The 17,802-nt window shown below is 48.8% G+C and carries 18 protein-coding genes and 1 tRNA gene; 9 read left to right on the top strand and 10 right to left on the bottom strand.

What is annotated here, in order from left to right; all coding sequences use genetic code 11:
• Positions 1–62 precede the first annotated feature (62 nt).
• On the top strand, positions 63–1,421 hold the full coding sequence (locus ABW391_RS05160) for an ABC transporter permease (protein WP_353480765.1): 1,359 nt from the start codon (positions 63–65) through the stop codon (positions 1,419–1,421).
• Positions 1,422–1,521: 100 nt separating this feature from the next.
• Here the strand turns inward: ABW391_RS05160 and ABW391_RS05155 are convergent, their stop codons facing one another.
• The 10 genes from ABW391_RS05155 to ABW391_RS05110 all read right to left on the bottom strand — a co-directional run bounded on the left by ABW391_RS05155 (position 1,522) and on the right by ABW391_RS05110 (position 10,682).
• Positions 1,522–2,736 carry a DUF763 domain-containing protein gene (locus ABW391_RS05155; protein ID WP_353480764.1) on the bottom strand — a complete coding sequence of 405 codons (1,215 nt, stop codon included), beginning with the start codon at positions 2,734–2,736 and terminating at the stop codon, positions 1,522–1,524.
• A gap of 2 nt (positions 2,737–2,738) precedes the next feature.
• Positions 2,739–3,350: a DNA-3-methyladenine glycosylase family protein gene (locus ABW391_RS05150; RefSeq protein ID WP_353480763.1), complete on the bottom strand. Its 612-nt coding sequence runs from the start codon at positions 3,348–3,350 to the stop codon at positions 2,739–2,741.
• 95 nt (positions 3,351–3,445) lie between these two features.
• The gene (gene hisF, locus ABW391_RS05145; RefSeq protein WP_353480762.1) at positions 3,446–4,201 is read right to left on the bottom strand and encodes an imidazole glycerol phosphate synthase subunit HisF; all 756 of its coding nucleotides are present in this window, start codon (positions 4,199–4,201) and stop codon (positions 3,446–3,448) included.
• A 10-nt stretch (positions 4,202–4,211) separates the two neighbouring features.
• Positions 4,212–4,928 (bottom strand): 1-(5-phosphoribosyl)-5-[(5-phosphoribosylamino)methylideneamino]imidazole-4-carboxamide isomerase, encoded by a 717-nt coding sequence (hisA, locus tag ABW391_RS05140; protein WP_353480761.1) that lies wholly within the window; start codon positions 4,926–4,928, stop codon positions 4,212–4,214.
• A 3-nt stretch (positions 4,929–4,931) separates the two neighbouring features.
• A complete protein-coding gene (gene hisH / locus ABW391_RS05135) occupies positions 4,932–5,516 on the bottom strand; it encodes an imidazole glycerol phosphate synthase subunit HisH (RefSeq protein ID WP_353480760.1) in 585 nt (194 codons plus the stop codon).
• Between the two features lie 448 nt (positions 5,517–5,964).
• On the bottom strand, positions 5,965–7,101 hold the full coding sequence (gene hisB, locus ABW391_RS05130; RefSeq protein ID WP_353480759.1) for a bifunctional histidinol-phosphatase/imidazoleglycerol-phosphate dehydratase HisB: 1,137 nt from the start codon (positions 7,099–7,101) through the stop codon (positions 5,965–5,967).
• Complete coding sequence (gene hisC, locus ABW391_RS05125) at positions 7,098–8,132, bottom strand: histidinol-phosphate transaminase (protein WP_353480758.1); 1,035 nt, start codon at positions 8,130–8,132, stop codon at positions 7,098–7,100. Before hisC ends, hisB begins: the two co-directional genes overlap by 4 nt.
• Before the next feature lie 32 nt (positions 8,133–8,164).
• Positions 8,165–9,469 (bottom strand): histidinol dehydrogenase, encoded by a 1,305-nt coding sequence (hisD, locus tag ABW391_RS05120; RefSeq protein WP_353480757.1) that lies wholly within the window; start codon positions 9,467–9,469, stop codon positions 8,165–8,167.
• 33 nt (positions 9,470–9,502) lie between these two features.
• Positions 9,503–10,363, bottom strand: a complete 861-nt coding sequence (gene hisG, locus ABW391_RS05115) for an ATP phosphoribosyltransferase (RefSeq protein ID WP_353480756.1) — start codon at positions 10,361–10,363, stop codon at positions 9,503–9,505.
• Positions 10,364–10,606: 243 nt separating this feature from the next.
• A tRNA-Phe gene (locus ABW391_RS05110) sits at positions 10,607–10,682 on the bottom strand.
• 179 nt (positions 10,683–10,861) lie between these two features.
• Between ABW391_RS05110 and ABW391_RS05105 the strand changes: the two genes are divergently transcribed.
• From ABW391_RS05105 to ABW391_RS05070, 8 genes are all read left to right on the top strand, one after another.
• Positions 10,862–11,293: a hypothetical protein gene (locus ABW391_RS05105; protein ID WP_353480755.1), complete on the top strand. Its 432-nt coding sequence runs from the start codon at positions 10,862–10,864 to the stop codon at positions 11,291–11,293.
• Positions 11,294–11,632, top strand: coding sequence for a CidA/LrgA family protein (locus ABW391_RS05100; protein ID WP_353480754.1), 339 nt, complete (start codon positions 11,294–11,296; stop codon positions 11,630–11,632).
• A complete protein-coding gene (locus ABW391_RS05095; protein WP_353480753.1) occupies positions 11,629–12,315 on the top strand; it encodes an LrgB family protein in 687 nt (228 codons plus the stop codon). Before ABW391_RS05100 ends, ABW391_RS05095 begins: the two co-directional genes overlap by 4 nt.
• A 19-nt stretch (positions 12,316–12,334) precedes the next feature.
• The gene (locus ABW391_RS05090; protein ID WP_353480752.1) at positions 12,335–13,381 is read left to right on the top strand and encodes a quinone-dependent dihydroorotate dehydrogenase; all 1,047 of its coding nucleotides are present in this window, start codon (positions 12,335–12,337) and stop codon (positions 13,379–13,381) included.
• A gap of 101 nt (positions 13,382–13,482) precedes the next feature.
• Positions 13,483–14,019 (top strand): ArsR family transcriptional regulator, encoded by a 537-nt coding sequence (locus tag ABW391_RS05085; RefSeq protein ID WP_353480751.1) that lies wholly within the window; start codon positions 13,483–13,485, stop codon positions 14,017–14,019.
• A 12-nt stretch (positions 14,020–14,031) separates the two neighbouring features.
• A complete protein-coding gene (lhgD, locus tag ABW391_RS05080) occupies positions 14,032–15,231 on the top strand; it encodes an L-2-hydroxyglutarate dehydrogenase (RefSeq protein WP_353480750.1) in 1,200 nt (399 codons plus the stop codon).
• 47 nt (positions 15,232–15,278) lie between these two features.
• Positions 15,279–16,397, top strand: coding sequence for a DegT/DnrJ/EryC1/StrS family aminotransferase (locus ABW391_RS05075; protein WP_353480749.1), 1,119 nt, complete (start codon positions 15,279–15,281; stop codon positions 16,395–16,397).
• Positions 16,398–16,482: 85 nt separating this feature from the next.
• Positions 16,483–17,784, top strand: a complete 1,302-nt coding sequence (locus ABW391_RS05070) for a nucleotide sugar dehydrogenase (RefSeq protein ID WP_353480748.1) — start codon at positions 16,483–16,485, stop codon at positions 17,782–17,784.
• Positions 17,785–17,802: the final 18 nt, after the last annotated feature.

Raw genomic sequence — 17,802 nt, 5'->3', positions numbered from 1 at the left:
TCAGTCGTGGGAGGCACCCCAAAAACAAACCCACGACTTCAGTCGTGGGAAAAAAAGACAACATGAATTTGCTCAAACTTAGCTGGAAAAACCTCACCAACAAACCTTTAGCCATGCTCCTCAGCCTGGTGCTGTTTGCCTTGGGCGTAGGGCTCATCTCTTTTCTGTTTTTGGTCAATAGCCAGATCAACGATAAATTTGAAAAAAACCTGGCGGGTATCGACCTCGTCATCGGTGCCAAGGGCAGCCCATTGCAATTGATCCTGTCGAGCATGTACCACATCGACGCGCCTACCGGAAACATTACCATCAAAAATGTAATGCCCTACCTGAACGCCAAAAATCCTTACATCAAAATGGCGGTTCCATTGTCGTTGGGCGATAGCTATCGCGGTTACCGCATTGTAGGCACCAGCGCAAACTTGTTGGAGCTGTACCAGGCCAAAGTACGCACAGGGCGCTCGTTTCGGGATGTAATGGAAGTCTTGGCAGGAGCAGGAGCTGCCGAAGAACTGGGGCTAAAAATTGGCAGCACTTTCCAAAGCTCGCACGGACTCATCGAGGATGCAAATTTGGTACACGGAGGCCACCCATTCAAAGTGGTGGGTATCCTGAAACCCTCCGGAGCCGCCATCGATCAGCTGTTGCTCACTCCAGCACAAAGCATTTGGGAAGTTCACGAGCATGCTGGCATGGGTACTCCTGCACCAGCAGTGGAGGAAGAAGCAACTGCAGTAGACAGCCTGGCGGAGGAACATGCCGAAGCGACCAAGCAAATGGGCACCATGGCCCTGACCAATCAAGAAGATGACCACCTCAACGAAGATCATGAGCACGGCAAGCCGCAGATGCAATCCATCATAAACTACCCCGACAAAGAAATCACTTCATTGTTGCTGCAATTCAACGGACACAACATCATGACCTTGAATTTGCAACGCATGATCAACCAAAACACCAAGATGCAAGCCGCCACTCCGGCCATCGAGATTACCCGCTTGTACAGCCTGATGGGCGTTGGGCAAGATGCGTTGAGTTGGTTGGCTTTCATCATCATGGCCGTGTCTGGACTCAGCATTTTTATTTCCCTGTATTCGTCCTTAAGCGAGCGCCGCTATGAGTTGGCGCTGATGCGCACCATGGGCGCCTCTCCGGGCAAGCTTTTTGCCATGATTATTCTGGAAGGTTTGCTGCTCGCTACGCTAGGCTACGGATTGGGTTTGCTGATCAGCCACTTCGGTATGGAATTGCTTGCAGGTGAAATGAAAGCGGCTTACCGTTACACTTTTACCGGACTTACCTTTTTGCCTGAAGAATTGTACTTGCTCTTTGGGGCTTTGGGTCTAGGATTTATAGCAGCGGTTATTCCTGCCATTCAAGCGCGGAATACCGATATTTCAAAAACCCTGGCAGAGGGGTAACCTCTATCGATTTTTATAAAAAGGCTGCAATTGTTTCGATAGCAGCCCAAAGATTTGAGTCTGTGGCAAAACATTGCCCTAGATCAACTTTTTTGGGGCACTAAAATAATTCCAGTTGTGCGCCATCCAGAGGCTTACTTTCGCCATGGATCGTTTTTCCGCCGTATCGCCAGGAATCGGCTCTTTCTTTGGCAATTACTTTGGCAAATTCTTGTTCTGGGTTTTCAGTCACTTTGAAATTTTCTTCGGATGCCTGGGCAATCTGGCTCAATTTCTTCAAGGCTTGAAACTTGTCACTTTGCCCAATTTTGGCTTTTTCAACCGACGTGGTAAGGGTCGCAATGGTTTCATCATACACTGCTAAAGGAACTGCAAATGGACGTCCGCTTTTTCCGCCATGGGCAAAAGAGAATCGTGCAGGATCGCTAAAACGGGTCGGCGTGCCATTGATTACTTCGCTCACCAAGGCAAGAGATTGGAGGGTTCTTGGCCCCATTCCCTTGAGCAAAAGCAAGTCTTCAAAATCACGAACTTGTGTTTCCTGAGCCAACCACAACACACTGCCCAGGCGCTTCAAATCGACATCTTTGGCCCGTACATCAAAGTGCATGGGCATTTTTAGGTGCCTGATTTCGTGAAGTATTTTATCCGGGTTTTCCTGAGCAATATTGGTCATTGAAATTTGGGCAGGTTGGGCAGCGTGATCTACCAGGTTCAGGATTTCCCCCTGGTGGATGCCACAAATTCCACTATGTGGTTCATCCAAAAAAGATTGGATGCTGGCGGAATGCCAATGGTAACGCCTTGCCGTGGAGTCTTGCGCTTTCATTCCCTGTTGAACCACCGTCCAATCTCCCTTGGCACTGACCACAAAACTGTGCAGATACAATTGAAACCCATCTTGAATGGCTGTATTGTCTACTTTGGCACTTAATTTACTGCAGTTTGCCAAATAATTTCCATCCAAACCGGTTGCTTCCCCAACGCGGAGCAGTTCGTTTGGTGTTTGCAAAGAATGCTTGCCTTTTCCTCCACAAACAAATAAACCCAATGCTTTGGAACGCGGATTGATGGACTTCTTTAGGGCACTCATTACTGCAGTGGTTACGCCAGATGAGTTCCAGTCCATGCCAATTACGGCGCCAAAGCTTTGAAACCAAAATGGATCTGACAAACGGCGCAGGAAATCTTCTTGCCCTTTCTCCAGGATAATGGACTCCACGATGGCCAACCCCAACGTAGTCATTCTATCAAAAAGCCAGGCAGGAATAGAGCCCCCATACAATGGTAAATCAGCTGCACCAGAATGCTTCATGACTATTGTTTTTGGTTAAAATCTTTCCATGCCAAAAGGTACCTGGAAGCCAAAGATCGAAATGGCGCCCAATCATTGGCAATGTCGTTCATTTGTGCTTTAAGTTTTACATCTGGGTTGAGGCCATAAATTTTGACCATTATTTGCTTCAAATGGTAATCTTCAAAAGCAAAAACATCGGGTCGATTGAGGGTGTACATCAAAATCATGTCAATGGTCCAGTTTCCGATGCCTTTTATGCCGCCCAACAATGTTCGGATGGCTTCATCGCTTTGGCTTTGCCAATCCATTTCGGCCAATTTGTGTTCCATCCAGACCGCAGCAAGCTGCAAAAGTGTTTGATATTTGCTTCCAGCAATGCGAAGTTCGAAACAGGCTTTTTCGTCTACTAAAGTTATGTTTTCAGGAGTGGGGTTGGAATTGGGAAGCAACAATAAGAACTTCTTAAAGGTTGGAACCACTCGGCGGTAATGGATTTGCTGCCCTACAATGCAACTCACCAAATCATAAAAAACATCTTCGCTGCTTTCATTGACAGGCTCGGGAATACTGGAAATGATTCGTGCCAGGTGCGGGTCTTTGTCTGAAAGATAGGATTTTGCTTGAGATTCCATAAAGTGTTCAACGGAAATGGGCTGAAATTGTTTGTTAAAAAAGTATTAAAACATCTCGTAGGTTAATAAGCATAGAAGGCTTGTCTTTAACATACTTACTTCCGCACCACAACCCCCTTTTCATCCAAATATCCCTTCAAATCCGCAATCCCGATTTCGTTGAAGTGGAAAATACTGGCTGCCAGACCCGCATCCGCTTTTCCGACAGTGAACACGTCGTGAAAATGGGCCATGTTACCTGCGCCGCCAGAAGCAATCACGGGGATAGACAAGATTTCGGAAATGTGCGCCGTTGCTTCCAGTGCGAAACCTGCTTTGGTGCCGTCGTGATCCATGGAAGTGAACAGGATTTCTCCTGCACCTCGGGATTCTGCTTCTTTGACCCAATCAAACAGGCGAATGTCGGTGGCAATGCGTCCGCCGTTCAGGTGAACAATCCACTCGCCGTCAATTTGGCGGGCATCTACGGCCAATACCACAAACTGATTGCCAAAATTGAGCGACAGTTCATCAATCAATTCCGGGCGGCGCACCGCTGCTGAATTGATCGATACCTTATCTGCGCCAGCGCCCAGCATGGCATCGGCATCTTCGATGGAAGTGATGCCTCCGCCGATGGTAAAGGGGATGTTCAGATGCCGGGCAATGGAGCGGGCGAGTTCCGACATGGTTTTGCGCTTCTCGTGGGTAGCGGTGATGTCGAGAAACACCAGTTCGTCGGCACCTTTTTCGCTGTAGGCAGCGCCCAGTTCTACGGGGTCACCGGCATCGCGCAGGTTGACAAAGTTGATGCCTTTGACGGTGCGACCGTCTTTGATGTCGAGGCAGGGGATGATGCGTTTTGCCAGCATGGTTTAATTGTTACAAAAAGTCCATTAAATCTTTCAAAGTGATTTTGTTCTCGTAGATCGCCTTGCCAATGATCGCACCGTAGCAACCGATTTCGCGCAAGCGTTCCAATTCTGTCATGGTAGTCACGCCGCCGCTGGCAATGAGTTTCAGTGCAGGTAGTTCTTCGCGGATGCGCTGGTAAGTATCGATGGCGCTGCCTTGCAGCAGTCCGTCTTTAGATACGTCGGTGGAGATGCTGTACTGCACGCCTTTGGCAACATAATCGGCCAAAAAGGCAAACAGCTCCAATTCGCTTTGTTCTTGCCAGCCACTCACCGAGATGTTGCCATCTTTGAAGTCGGCGCCCAAAATGATGCGTTCGCCACCGTAGACCTTTAGCCAATCCATAAAAAGTTCTGGTTCTTTGACCGCGACTGTTCCTCCGGTCACTTGCTGTGCGCCCGATTCAAAGGCGATACGCAGGTCGTCTTGAGATTTGAGGCCGCCGCCGAAATCGATCACGAGCTGCGTATTTCCAGCAATGCGCTCGAGTACCCGGTGATTGATGATGCGTTTGGCTTTGGCACCATCCAGATCGACTAGATGTAAGCGCCGCAAACCAGCATCTTCAAACTGTTTGGCTACTTCCAGGGGGTCTTCGTTGTACACCGTTTTTTGGGCGTAATCGCCCTGGGTGAGGCGCACACATTTGCCCTCAATAATGTCAATCGCAGGTATGATTTCCATATATTAAATATTCAAGAAGTTCCGCAAAATGGTTTCCCCTACCTTTCCTGATTTCTCCACGTGGAATTGCGTCGCATAAAAATTATCCTTGTGCAGTCCCGCGCTGAATGGCAAGGTATACTCCGTCAGTGCCGTGGTGTATAGCCCCGTTTCCACGTAGTAGCTGTGCACGTAGTAGACGTATTCTTTCTCCAATTCCGGAGTAAAAACTTGATCCTCGCAATGGGATAGGGCATTCCAGCCCATGTGGGGTACTTTTTCACCATTTTTGGGTACAAATCGCCTGACCTGTTGGGGAATGACGCCCAGGCAAGGGGTGTCGTTTTCTTCTGAATGGGCGCAGAGCAATTGCATGCCTACGCAAATGCCCAGCGTGGGCTGGGTCAGGCTTTTGATTACGGCGTCCAGTCCTCGCTCGCGCAAAAAATGCATGGTGGTGCTGGCTTCGCCTACACCTGGAAAGATGACTTTCTCGGCGGCACGGATTTGGGCGTGATCGCCGGTGAGGATGGCGTTGGCCCCCAGCCGCTCCAGTGCGAAGAGGACGGATTGGACGTTGCCAGCGTTGTAGTCGATTACGGCTATCATGGATTGCTGTTTTCGCCACGACAAAGGTTCGTGGGTTGATTAAAGAACCTACGATTAGGGCACAATTCTGAATGCTTAAATTTGTTGCTGATTGTGAAAGACTTACGTAGGTTGCCAACCCCCGACCCCTGGAAGGCAGGGTCGATTGGTTCTAATTTTTATTCATTGAAGCAGCTTCGCTGCTTGTTTTTTAATAACCGCGACGGCGCGACGGCGCGACGTAATGTGTGCTTCGCACACTTTTTCGTCGTTTTACGTCGCGCATTTGGCGCAGCCAAATGAATCGTCGCGCCGTCGCGTCGTCGCGGTTATTAAAAACGATTGGGCGCAGCCCAATCCAAAATAATTTTAAACTAGCACCAATCGACCCTGCCTTCCAGGGGTCGTGGGTTGGTAATCCACCAGCACAATCTTGCCAGCAATACATTTCTGTGGCCTAATCGTAGGGTTAAAGAACGCCTTTGGTGGAAGGAAGTTCTTTGCTGTTGATGTCGCGTTTAGTGGCCATTTTGATGGCTTTGGCAACGGCTTTGAACGTGGCTTCGATCTTGTGGTGTTCGTTTTCGCCTTCTGCTTTGATGTTCAGGTTGCAAAGGGCGGAATCGCTGAATGACTTGAAGAAGTGGTAGAACATCTCCGTGGGGAAATCACCCACTTTCTCGCGGCGGTAAGTAGCGTTCCACACCAGCCAGGGGCGACCGCTGAAATCGATGGCTGCGGTAGCCAAACAATCGTCCATAGGCAGAATGCAGGAACCGTAGCGCTCCATGCCCAGTTTGCTGCCTACCGCCTGGCGGAAAGCATCGCCCAGGGCAATGGCAGTATCTTCGATGGTATGGTGCTCGTCGATGTGCAGGTCACCTTTAACCTTTACTTCGAGGTTGGCGCCACTGTGCTTGGCCAATTGATCCAGCATGTGGTCAAAAAAACCAATGCCCGTTTGGTTGTCGTAGCGGCCTTGTCCATCCAGTTCCAGGCGAACAAAAACTTCCGTTTCCTTGGTATTGCGCTGTACTTTTCCAATGCGCTGGTTGCCCTTCAGAAAGCGATAGATTTCGCCCCAGTCGGTAGAGCTCAGCGCAATGACATCTGCGAGCATGCGGGCATTGTTGCTGATTTCATCGGCACCCAGACTGGGATCTGCGGCCATCCAAATGGCTTGGGCACCAAGGTTTTTGGCCAGTTGAACGTCGGTGATGCGGTCGCCGATGACGTAAGAATTGGCGAGGTCAAAATCGCCGTTCATGTAATGTGTCAGCAGGGCAGTGCCGGGCTTGCGGGTCGGTTTGTTTTCGTGCGCAAAGCTGCGGTCGATGATCTCTTCGGCAAAAACAATGCCTTCGTTTTTAAACGCTTTGATGATGGCATTGTGGGCAGGCCAAAAGGTATGTTCCGGGTAGGAGTCTGTCCCGAGACCATCCTGGTTGCTCACCATCACCAGTTCATAGTCCAGTTCCTGTACAATTTTGGACAAATACTGAAACACCAGGGGATAAAACTCCACTTTGCCCAGATCGTCTACCTGGTAATCATAGGGTTCCAAAACCAGGGTGCCATCCCGGTCGATAAAGAGTACTTTTTTCATGGCCGTTTATTCAAAGCGTTTAACAATGCATCGTTTTCTTCGGGACGACCTACCGTGATGCGCAAACTGCCAGCACAAAGATGCACGGTATTGCGGTTGCGCACGATGATGCCTTCTTCCACCAGGTACTGATAGGTGCGATTGGGGTCATCCATTTTGATCAGCATGAAATTGGCGTCGCTGGGGAAAACCTTTTCAACAAAAGGCAATTCACGCAAGCCTTGCACCAATCTTTCGCGCTCGCTGAGCAAGGTCGACAGCAGTTGCTTGTAATCGTCGTAGCTCGTTTCCAATGCTTCCAGGGCAATTTGCTGGGTGAGTTGGTTTATATTATAAGGTGGCTTGACCTTATTGAAAAGTTGAATGATTTCGGTAGAGGCAAAGGCCATGCCCAAGCGAATACCCGCCATTCCCCAGGCTTTGGAGAAGGTTTGCATCACGATCAGGTTGGGGAATTCTGCCAACAGACTGGTACAACTGGCCTGTTTGGAAAAATCGATGTAGGCTTCGTCGACCACTACAATCCCCTGAAATTGCGTACACAAACTGCGGATGTGCTCCAGTTCCGTATTATTGCCCGTAGGGTTGTTGGGGCTACAAATGAACAAGATCTTGGAATGCGCGTCGGTAGCAGCCAAAATGGCCTCCACATCGGGCTGGAAATCAAGGGTTAACGATACACTGCGGATGCCCACATCAGCAATATCGGCAGAGACCTGATACATGCCGTAAGTAGGCGGCAAAATCAGGATGTGATCCTGGCGGGGCTCGCAAAAAATGCGCACTACCAGATCGATGGCCTCATCACTGCCATTGCCCAGGAAAATCTGTTCTGCCGGCACCCCTTTCAGCTTGCTGATGGCGGCTTTGAGTTTCCATTGCAGGGGATCGGGATAGCGGTTGAGCCCCGTTTCAAAGGGATTTTCATTGGCGTCGAGAAAAATCTCGGCCTTGCCTTTGAACTCGCTGCGCGCCGAGGAATACGGCACCAGCTTGCGGATATTTGGACGAACCAAATTGGCTATTTCCATTTCGTTTTTGTTTGACGCAAAAAATCGGGAACTTAATTTTCTGCGTTATTTTTTTTGCTCATTTCTTCCAAACGAATACTTACCGCACGCTGATGCGCTACCAAGGCCTCAGCAATGGCCATGGTTTCTACCGTTGGGCCAATGTTTTTCAACCCTTGAGGGGTTAAGCGCTGGAAAGTGATTTTTTTGACAAAAGAATCCAGCGATACGCCACTGTACGCCCGGGCGTAGCCATTGGTAGGTAGGGTATGGTTGGTGCCTGAAGCGTAATCGCCAACCGACTCAGGGGTGTAATTCCCGATGAAAACCGAACCAGCATTTTGCACCTGCTCCGCAAAATCATCGGCATCTTGCATGGCCAGAATCAAGTGTTCAGGAGCATAATCATTGATCAGTTCCAGCGCTTCTGCACGGGTATTGACCAATACGGCCACACTGTTTTCGAGGGCTTGGCGGGTAATTTCGGCACGTGGCAGCACTGCTACCTGGTTTTCCACTTCCTGCAAAACCGCCTGGAGCAATTCATCGCTGAAAGCCAGCACCACCACCTGGCTGTCGATGCCGTGTTCGGCTTGTGCCAAAAGATCGGCAGCAACAAAGGCTGGATTGGCGGTTTCATCGGCGCAAACCAGTACTTCCGAAGGGCCGGCTGGCATGTCAATGGCTACTTTTTCGCGGCTCACCAATTGCTTTGCCGCGGTGACGTATTGATTGCCTGGGCCAAAAATTTTGTACACCTGTGGGATGCTTGCCGTGCCATAAGCCATTGCGCCGATGGCTTGCACTCCGCCCGCTTTAAAGATCCGGGTAACGCCCACTGTTTTTGCGGCAAACAAAATGGCAGGATGGATTTTGCCGTCGGCTCCCGGAGGCGAACACAATACAATCTCCTTGCAACCCGCCAATTTGGCGGGAACTCCCAACATCAAAACGGTTGAAAACAAGGGCGCAGTTCCTCCCGGAATGTACAGGCCAACCTTGTCGATGCCGACATTTTTGCGCCAGCAAAATACCCCAGGCATGGTTTCGATCACTTCCGGGTGGCTTTGCTGTGCCGCATGAAAGGTTTCGATATTGGCTTTGGCGGTTTGAATGGCCGTTTTGAGGGCAGGATCCAGAGAGGCCTCTGCTTCCGCCAATTCGGTAGCACTGACTTCCAAATGATCTACCGCAACTTTGTCAAAGCGCAGCGTGTATTCCTGCACCGCAGCATCGCCACGCTGCCGAATCTCTTGCAAGATCTGACTAACGGTAGCCTCAAGGTTGGCCGCAGCCAGGGCAGGACGAGCCAGGAGGCTTGGGTTTGCAGCGATATCGGAGTAGGAGAAAGTGTGCATGTTTTTTGCGTTTTAATGTTTTGGGTTTAAAGACTACAGGATCATTTTCTGAATCGGGATAATCAAAATGCCCTGTGCACCCACCTCTTTCAGTTGATCGATGATTTCCCAGAAGCGGTCTTCGCTGATGACGGTATGCACGCTGCTCCAGCCGGGGGCGGCCAGGGGCACTACCGTAGGGCTTTTCATGCCCGGTAGAATATTGATGATTTCGGGTAGTGCCTCGTTGGGGGCATTCATTAGGAGGTACTTGTTGTTGCGGGCAGCAAGGACTGACTTGAAGCGGAAGATCAGTTTATCGAGTAAAGCACGTGCTTCAGGACTGATGCGGCGGCTGACAAAAATAGCTGCTTCTGATTTGAGTAGTACTTCTTTTTCTTCCAGGCCATTCATGAATAAAGTATTGCCGGAGCTGACTAGGTCGCAAATGGCATCGGCCAGGCCGATATTGGGGGCAATTTCTACCGAGCCGGCAATTTCGTGGATCTCGGCCTGGATGTTGTTTTTGGTCAAAAAAGTTTGTAGGGTATTCGGGTAAGAAGTGGCAATTCTTTTGCCATTGAGCCAGTCTACACCTGGATAAACGGTGCCTTTTGGGACGGCAATCGACAAGCGGCACTTGGCAAAACCCAGAGGAAGTACCTCGTCCAGGTCTTTTTCTTTTTCGATTACGGTGTTCTGTCCCAGAATGGCCACATCCGCAACGCCGTCGTGGACGTACTGAGGGATGTCGGAATTGCGCAGAAAGAACAATTCCATCGGAAAGCCCGAGGCGGATACTTTGAGTTGGTCGCGGCCAGTATCGACGCGAACTCCACATTCTCGCAGCATTTCCAGTGAGTCCTCTTGCAGGCGCCCGGATTTCTGCACGGCAATTTTTAGCATGGTTGGCATGGCATTGAGTTGAGTAACGCAGAAAAATTAACTTCCTCTAAAAAAATCGGGAAGTAATTTTTTGCGTCATACTAAGAGCTTCAAAAAATTCAGGACAAAAAAAAAGAGGTCTACCGGTAAATGGTAGACCTCTTCAGAGAATTAATACTGATTTAACGCAGCATATACATCAACCATTTGCCTTACGAGTGTAAGCCATGATGATGATGAGTATGTACGAAAGCAGTGATCATAAGAATTAAATGGTGGTGCGGGCAGGAATTGAACCAGCGACACCAGGATTTTCAGTCCTGTGCTCTACCAACTGAGCTACCACACCATATTAAAGAACTTTAACCTTTTTTCAAAGGCGTGCGCAAATATACGGCGATGTTTTTCTTTTATGCAAGCGATGAAAAGGATTTTTTCCAAAAAAACAAAATTTCCACACTTGGAGTTCCCTTTTGCTGGAAAATCCGTCTCAATAATCGTATTTTTAGCATTCAAAATCTAACGAACATGAGTGAATTTGAACAGGTTGTCAAAGAAGGAGCCCAAAGTGTTGGCAAAAAGCTGCGTCGTTTCCTATTGTGGGGAATTTTTGCACTTTTTCTGGTTGTACTTGGCTACATCTTTCTTTATTGCAACTTTACCATAAGCAAAGGCACCACCAGTGGTACGCTTACCAACATTACCTACAAGGGTATTGTGTTCAAAACCTACGAAGGTACCTTGAACACTGGCGCCATCAACCTCAGTACCAATCTGCCAACCGAAAAGGGAACGCAATCTTTGGGTGGATGGATCTTTTCAGTGCCAGATCACGGTGTAGCTGAAAAGCTGGATGAATTGCAGGGACAAAAAGTGAAGCTTTTTTACAAAAAGAAAGTAAAAGCCATGCCCTGGCAAGGAAAGACGAACTACATGGTGTACGACGTCAAGAAGCTCTAAATGGAAGTATTGAGGGGTGTATTCCTCATCTTTACGTTTTGGGCGCTGGGCGAAACACTCACCCAACTGGCAAGGCTACCCATTCCCGGCGCGGTTTTTGGCATGCTGGGTTTGTGGGTAGCCTTGCAATTTAAGTGGGTTTCGTATGCGTCCGTACAGGCCAGCGCCAAAGGTTTTTTGGGCATGATGGGGGTTTTCTTTGTGCCGCCCAGTCTGGGTATCCTATTACATATTGATCGTATGCTGGAGTATGGCTGGAAACTGGCCTTGCTGGTGGTGTTTACTTCCATACTAAGTGGTGTGACTACCGCGCTGGTTTTCAAATTGCTGAATCGATGAATCCATTTCAAGTCCCCGCATTAATGATTGGACTTACCTTGGGCGCTTATCTGTTGGGGCAGCATTTATTCCTGCGCTACCGTAAATCCTGGCTGAATCCGGTTTTAGTGGCCATCATCTTGATCGCTACGGTGATCCGTTTGGGGAGTGGGGTGGTAGAAGATTACCTGAAATCGACGCAGATATTGGTATTTATGCTTTCCCCCACCGTGGTTTGCCTGGCATTGATTTTGTACGAACAAGCTGCGGCCTTGCAACGTCGAGCTTTTGCCATCGTGGCGGCGGTGAGTTGCGGCGGTCTGACAAATGTGTTGGCAGGCGTGTACCTCTCGCGTTGGTTGGGTTTGCCCGAACCCTTTGTGCAGGCCATGTCTACCAAAGCGGTTACCACTCCCATTGCACTGGAATTGAGCAAATCGTTGGGCGGAGAAGCCTCGCTGACCGTGGCTTTTGTACTGATGAGTGGGATCATGGGGGCGGTTTGGGGCTTGCCGTTTTTGAGGGCGGTAGGGATCAAAGACCCCATGGAGACTGGATTGGCCATCGGAACGGTGTCTCATGGCATCGGAACTGCTCGTGCACAACAAGAAAATGATTTGATGGCCGCTGCTGCTGCACTGGCGATGGCATTAAATGGTCTATTTACGGCGTTTTATCTGCCGTATTTGTACTTTTGGCTTTGAAGAATGAATTCCTACGAAAATGAAATTATACCAAGACCTACTGAAACCATTGTTGTTTCGCTTCGCCCCTGAACGGGCGCACCACCTCACCGTGGCATTGCTCAAGTTTGGCCTGGCCTTACCTGGGGTGGGGGCTTTGCTGCGCAAAACCTATCAGCTTCATGACTCCAGGCTGGCGCGCCATTTTTTGGGCTTGACCTTCCAGAATCCGGTGGGTTTGGGGGCAGGTTTTGACAAAGACGGCAAGCACTATCACGCCATGGCAGCCTTGGGGTTTGGGTTTGTTGAATTGGGTACTGTAACGCCCAAGCCACAAGCTGGCAACCCTTTACCCCGTTTATTCCGGTTGCCCGACGATGAAGCACTGATCAACCGCATGGGCTTCAACAATGCCGGGGTAGATGTCCTGGTGGAACAACTCAAGAAAAAAAGACCCAAGGGACTCATCATTGGCGGCAACATTGGCAAGAACAAAGCTACCCCCAACGAAGAGGCTTTAAACGATTACCTGTATTGCTTCGAGCGCCTTTCTCCGTTTGTGGATTACTTTGTGGTCAATGTAAGTTCTCCCAATACTCCGGATTTGCGGGCTTTACAAGACAAGGCCCCACTCACCCAATTGCTGACTGCACTCCAAAATAAGAACCATACTTATCGCCTTCCCACCCCCATTTTGCTCAAAATCGCACCCGATTTGAACGAGCAACAATTGGACGATATTCTCGAAATTGTACAAAGCACGGGGATCGCCGGCGTGATAGCAACGAATACCACCATTGATCGGGAAGGACTGATTAGTTCAAAAGAATTGGTGAACGAAATCGGTGCTGGAGGCCTTAGTGGTCAGCCCTTGCGCGAGCGCTCAACCGAAGTGATCCGTTATTTGTACCAAAAATCGGGTGAAAAATTATTCATCATTGGAGTAGGAGGGATTGCTTCGGCTCAGGATGCAAAAGAAAAGCTGGAAGCAGGTGCAGCGCTGGTGCAGATTTATTCGGGGCTGGTGTACGCCGGACCCGGCTTGGTGAAAGACATTTGTAAATCACTGCTTGAGCCACTGGAATAATTTTTTCAGAAAAATATCATAGAACGAGTAAGTTTTTTGCTCATTTTGTCGTTACATTTGTGCATCGATCTTGTATAGATGCACTGTAGTACTCGTTTCTTATGATAGAAGCCTTGATTTCCTCCAAGACTAGAATCAAACTGTTGTTGAAATTCTTTCTCAACAGCAGCACCACTGCCTACCTACGCGGTCTGGAAAGCGAGTTCGGTGAATCCACAAATGCAATTCGTCTTGAATTGAACAGTCTTGAAAAAGCGGGCATGCTTGTTTCAGAACTCAGCGGCAACAAGAAAATCTTTCGCGCCAACACCCAACATCCACTTTTCCGAGAAGTCCATACCATCCTAATGAAATACTTAGGACTGGATCAGATCATCGAGAACGTTGTCAAACGTTTGGGTGAAGTGGAGAAGGTATTTCTCACCGGCGATTTTGCACGTGGTTTGGACAGTCCCATCATTGATTTGATTTTTGTAGGCAATATTGATCGGCATTACTTGATTCAGTTGATTGAAAAAGTGGAGACCCTCGTCAAGCGCCGCATCCGATTTATCATTTACTCCCGAGCAGAATATCCAGAAGTCATCAAAAGCCATTCAGAAGTAGAGCCACTATTGCTCTGGTCTGAACTGGATTAAGCCTTAGCCATCATGAAGAACAAAGTACTCATAATTGGAGGTGGAATTGTAGGCTTGGCTACGGCTTGGCGATTGATGGAGGTGAGGCCCGATCTGAAAATAACCGTTCTGGAAAAGGAGCAGGAGGTAGCTACCCACCAGACTGGACACAACAGTGGAGTAATCCATTCTGGAATCTATTACCGTCCGGGTACCTTGCGTGCCCAGAATTGTATGGAGGGCTATGGTGCTTTATTGAGCTTTTGCGATGAGCATGGAATTCCATACGATATTTGCGGCAAGGTGATTGTGGCCACTCGCCCCGAAGAATTGCCACAATTGGACAGAATCATGGAGAATGGCCTGCAAAATGGGCTGAAAAACATTCGCCGCATCAGCGCTGCCGAAACCCGCGAAAAAGAGCCCCATGTCAATGTGATTGAGTCGCTGTGGGTACCTCAGGCAGGCATCGTCAATTACAAAAAAGTAGCCAAAAAATACGCAGAGCTGATCATTGCTCGTGGAGGCGTGATTCGGACTGGATTCAAAGTTAGCTCCATCAAACGCAGCAACGATGAAGTAACCGCGATTGGCGAAGCAGGCGAAATATCTGGAGATTTATTGATCAATTGCGCGGGCTTGTATGCCGATAAGGTAGCCCAAATGACGGGTCAGAATATTCAAGGGGTGCAAATTGTGCCTTTTCGAGGAGAGTACTACGAATTGAAGCCTGAGAAGCAATATTTGGTCAACAACCTGATCTATCCGGTACCCAATCCCGAATTCCCTTTTCTGGGCGTGCATTACACCCGGATGATTGAAGGGGGCATAGAAGCTGGCCCCAATGCCGTTTTGGCGTTCCGCCGCGAAGGTTACAGCCGTTGGGATCTGAATGTTCCGGAGTTGCTGGAGACCTTGTCGTACCCTGGTTTTTTGCGCCTGGCGGCCAAAAATTGGCGCTATGGCCTGGGAGAAATGCACCGCTCGTATTCCAAAAGTGCCTTTGTGAAAGCCTTGCAACACCTCATTCCTGCAGTTGGATTCGACGATTTGGAGCGAGGAGGGGCAGGAGTGCGGGCAATGGCTTGCGACCGGGAAGGCAAATTGATTGATGAGTTTCTCATTTTCGAAGACCACAATATCATTAATGTATGCAACGCTCCTTCTCCGGCTGCTACCGCCTCTTTGGCGATTGGCAAAACGATTGCGGAGAAAGCGCTTCTTAAGTTTTAGGTTCTTAGAAATTTTCTTAGAACTTTAAACCCAAAACTTTACAAAGTATGGACGCCATCCAAATGGTAGACTTAAAGCGGCAGTACCTCAAAATCAAGTCTGAGATAGACCAGGGTATTCTGGAGGTATTGGACACTACTGCTTACATCAACGGACCAAAAGTCAAAGCATTTCAGGAAGATTTGCAGCAGTACTTGCGTGCAACACATGTAATTCCCTGTGCCAATGGTACCGACGCCCTGCAAATTGCCATGATGGCACTCGATTTGCAGCCTGGCGACGAAGTGATCGTACCCGCGTTTACGTATGTGGCTACAGCAGAAGTCATTGCCCTGTTGCGCCTGAAACCAGTAATGGTCGATGTGGATTACGATACCTTTAACCTCACCGCAGATATTATTGCCGCAGCTATAACGCCACGCACCAAGGCCATTGTACCGGTCAATTTGTTTGGACAAAGTTGCGACCTGGAGCCGATTATGGCGTTGGCGCTAGAGAAAGGACTGTGGGTCATTGAAGACAACGCTCAAGCCATCGGTGCGGATTATACCTTCAGCAATGGCAGTACGGCCAAAACCGGCACTATTGCCCACATTGGTTGTACGTCTTTTTATCCCTCCAAAAACCTGGGGGCATACGGCGATGGCGGCGCCATCTGCACCAATCGGGCTGATTTGGCCCAAAAGATGCAAATGATTGCCAATCACGGCCAAGTGCGCCGATATTACCACGATGCGGTTGGGGTCAACTCAAGACTGGATGCCATTCAAGCTGCGGTTTTGGGCGTCAAGCTCAAGCATCTGGATGAATACGCTGCTGCCCGCCGGGCTGCTGCCGATTTTTATGATCAGGCCTTTGCGGGATTGGAAGGCATTCAAACCCCGGTGCGCCACCCTCTATCTACGCATGTTTTTCACCAATATACTTTGCTGGTCAAAAATGCCCGTCGTGATGCATTGCAGGCACACTTGCAACAAAAAGGCATCCCGACAATGATTTATTATCCAGTGCCACTGTATGCCCAAGATGCGTTCAAACCATTTACGGAGCTTACGCATTTGCCCGTATCCGAGCTGCTGTGCCAGGAAGTAATCTCCTTGCCGATGCACACGGAATTGGATCAGGAACAATTGAATTATATTACTGAGGCTGTAAAATCTTTCTAAGGAACGCAGAAAAATTAACTTCCCTCTCAAAGAATCAGGAAGTAATTTTTTGCGTCAATAAGGATTGTTGTAAAATACACGCAAGATGGAGATTGAAGATTTTTTGCAAAAGAAAAAGCTGGTTTCGGTCATAGGCTTGGGCTATGTAGGTTTGCCTCTGGCTCTGGTTTTGGCCAAGAAATTTCGCGTGATCGGTTTCGACATCAATGCCGCAAGGGTTGCACAGATGCAGCAAAGTATAGATCCTTCACAAGAATTGAACGCATCAGCTTTTGAAGGTGCTGACATCACCTTCACCCATCAGGCTGAAGATTTGCAACTAGCGCATTTTCATATTGTAGCAGTACCGACCCCGATCGATGAGCACAACAATCCCGATTTGACGCCTTTGCTCAAAGCTTCTAAAACAGTGGGCCAGCAATTGAAAAAAGGCGATTATGTGGTGTTTGAATCAACCGTGTATCCTGGTTGTACCGAAGAGGACTGTGTACCGATTTTGGAGCGCGAGTCTGGTTTGAAATTCGGACTTGATTTCAAGGTAGGGTATTCACCCGAACGAATCAATCCGGGAGATAAAGAACATACCGTTGAAAAAATCCTCAAGGTTGTATCCGGTAGCGATGCGGAGGCAAGTGCTTTGGTGGCTCAAATTTATGGCGCAGTTATCCAGGCTGGCGTGTACCAGGCCAGCTCCATTAAAGTGGCCGAGGCCGCTAAAGTGATTGAAAATACCCAACGGGATTTAAACATCGCCTTCATGAATGAGCTTTCGGTCATCTTTGACCGGATGGGCATCGATACCCAGGAAGTACTGGAGGCAGCAGGAACCAAGTGGAATTTTCTGAAGTTTTTCCCGGGTTTGGTAGGAGGGCATTGCATTGGCGTTGATCCCTATTACCTGCTGCACAAATCGAAAGAAATGGGGTATACGCCCCATGTGATCACCAGCGGGCGCAAAATCAATGATGAAATGCCCGCTTACATAGCCAAACGACTGGTACAAATGCTGATTCAGCATGGCAAAAACCCCGGACAGTGCCGGGTACTCGTACTAGGCATTACTTTTAAAGAAAATGTGGCGGATATCCGCAACTCAAAAGTGGCGGATTTGGTACGCGAACTTCAACAATACTCTATTGCAGTGCACTTGGTTGATCCCTACGCATCTGCTGTCGAAGTTGCACACGAATACAACCTGACTTTGTACGACGCACCCGAAGACAACTACGATGCCGTGATTGTTGCGGTAGCACACAAACAATTTGCAGCGATGAATCTCGAATCACTGCGTGCATTGATGAATGGAAAACCCTTGCTTCTTGACCTGAAGGGAATTTATACCCGCGCAGAAGCTATCGAGCGTAAAATTGCCTATTGGAGATTATAAGTTTAGGAGCAATATTGA

Source organism: Haliscomenobacter sp. (assembly GCF_040403615.1).
Lineage (GTDB): Bacteria > Bacteroidota > Bacteroidia > Chitinophagales > Saprospiraceae > Haliscomenobacter.
The sequence above is the reverse complement of the archived record's forward strand: the minus strand, read 5'-3'. Positions and strand labels throughout refer to the sequence as shown.

Excerpts from the sequence above, each read along its gene's own strand:
- ABW391_RS05070 (WP_353480748.1), top strand. The coding sequence starts at position 16,483 with ATGGAGATTGAAGATTTTTTGCAAAAGAAAAAGCTGGTTTCGGTCATA.
- lhgD (WP_353480750.1), top strand. The coding sequence starts at position 14,032 with ATGAAGAACAAAGTACTCATAATTGGAGGTGGAATTGTAGGCTTGGCT.
- hisD (WP_353480757.1), bottom strand. The coding sequence starts at position 9,469 with ATGCACACTTTCTCCTACTCCGATATCGCTGCAAACCCAAGCCTCCTG.
- ABW391_RS05155 (WP_353480764.1), bottom strand. The coding sequence starts at position 2,736 with ATGAAGCATTCTGGTGCAGCTGATTTACCATTGTATGGGGGCTCTATT.
- hisH (WP_353480760.1), bottom strand. The coding sequence starts at position 5,516 with ATGATAGCCGTAATCGACTACAACGCTGGCAACGTCCAATCCGTCCTC.
- hisA (WP_353480761.1), bottom strand. The coding sequence starts at position 4,928 with ATGGAAATCATACCTGCGATTGACATTATTGAGGGCAAATGTGTGCGC.
- ABW391_RS05100 (WP_353480754.1), top strand. The coding sequence starts at position 11,294 with ATGGAAGTATTGAGGGGTGTATTCCTCATCTTTACGTTTTGGGCGCTG.
- hisB (WP_353480759.1), bottom strand. The coding sequence starts at position 7,101 with ATGAAAAAAGTACTCTTTATCGACCGGGATGGCACCCTGGTTTTGGAA.
- hisC (WP_353480758.1), bottom strand. The coding sequence starts at position 8,132 with ATGGAAATAGCCAATTTGGTTCGTCCAAATATCCGCAAGCTGGTGCCG.
- ABW391_RS05160 (WP_353480765.1), top strand. The coding sequence starts at position 63 with ATGAATTTGCTCAAACTTAGCTGGAAAAACCTCACCAACAAACCTTTA.
- ABW391_RS05150 (WP_353480763.1), bottom strand. The coding sequence starts at position 3,350 with ATGGAATCTCAAGCAAAATCCTATCTTTCAGACAAAGACCCGCACCTG.
- ABW391_RS05105 (WP_353480755.1), top strand. The coding sequence starts at position 10,862 with ATGAGTGAATTTGAACAGGTTGTCAAAGAAGGAGCCCAAAGTGTTGGC.
- hisF (WP_353480762.1), bottom strand. The coding sequence starts at position 4,201 with ATGCTGGCAAAACGCATCATCCCCTGCCTCGACATCAAAGACGGTCGC.
- hisG (WP_353480756.1), bottom strand. The coding sequence starts at position 10,363 with ATGCCAACCATGCTAAAAATTGCCGTGCAGAAATCCGGGCGCCTGCAA.
- ABW391_RS05090 (WP_353480752.1), top strand. The coding sequence starts at position 12,335 with ATGAAATTATACCAAGACCTACTGAAACCATTGTTGTTTCGCTTCGCC.
- ABW391_RS05075 (WP_353480749.1), top strand. The coding sequence starts at position 15,279 with ATGGACGCCATCCAAATGGTAGACTTAAAGCGGCAGTACCTCAAAATC.
- ABW391_RS05085 (WP_353480751.1), top strand. The coding sequence starts at position 13,483 with ATGATAGAAGCCTTGATTTCCTCCAAGACTAGAATCAAACTGTTGTTG.
- ABW391_RS05095 (WP_353480753.1), top strand. The coding sequence starts at position 11,629 with ATGAATCCATTTCAAGTCCCCGCATTAATGATTGGACTTACCTTGGGC.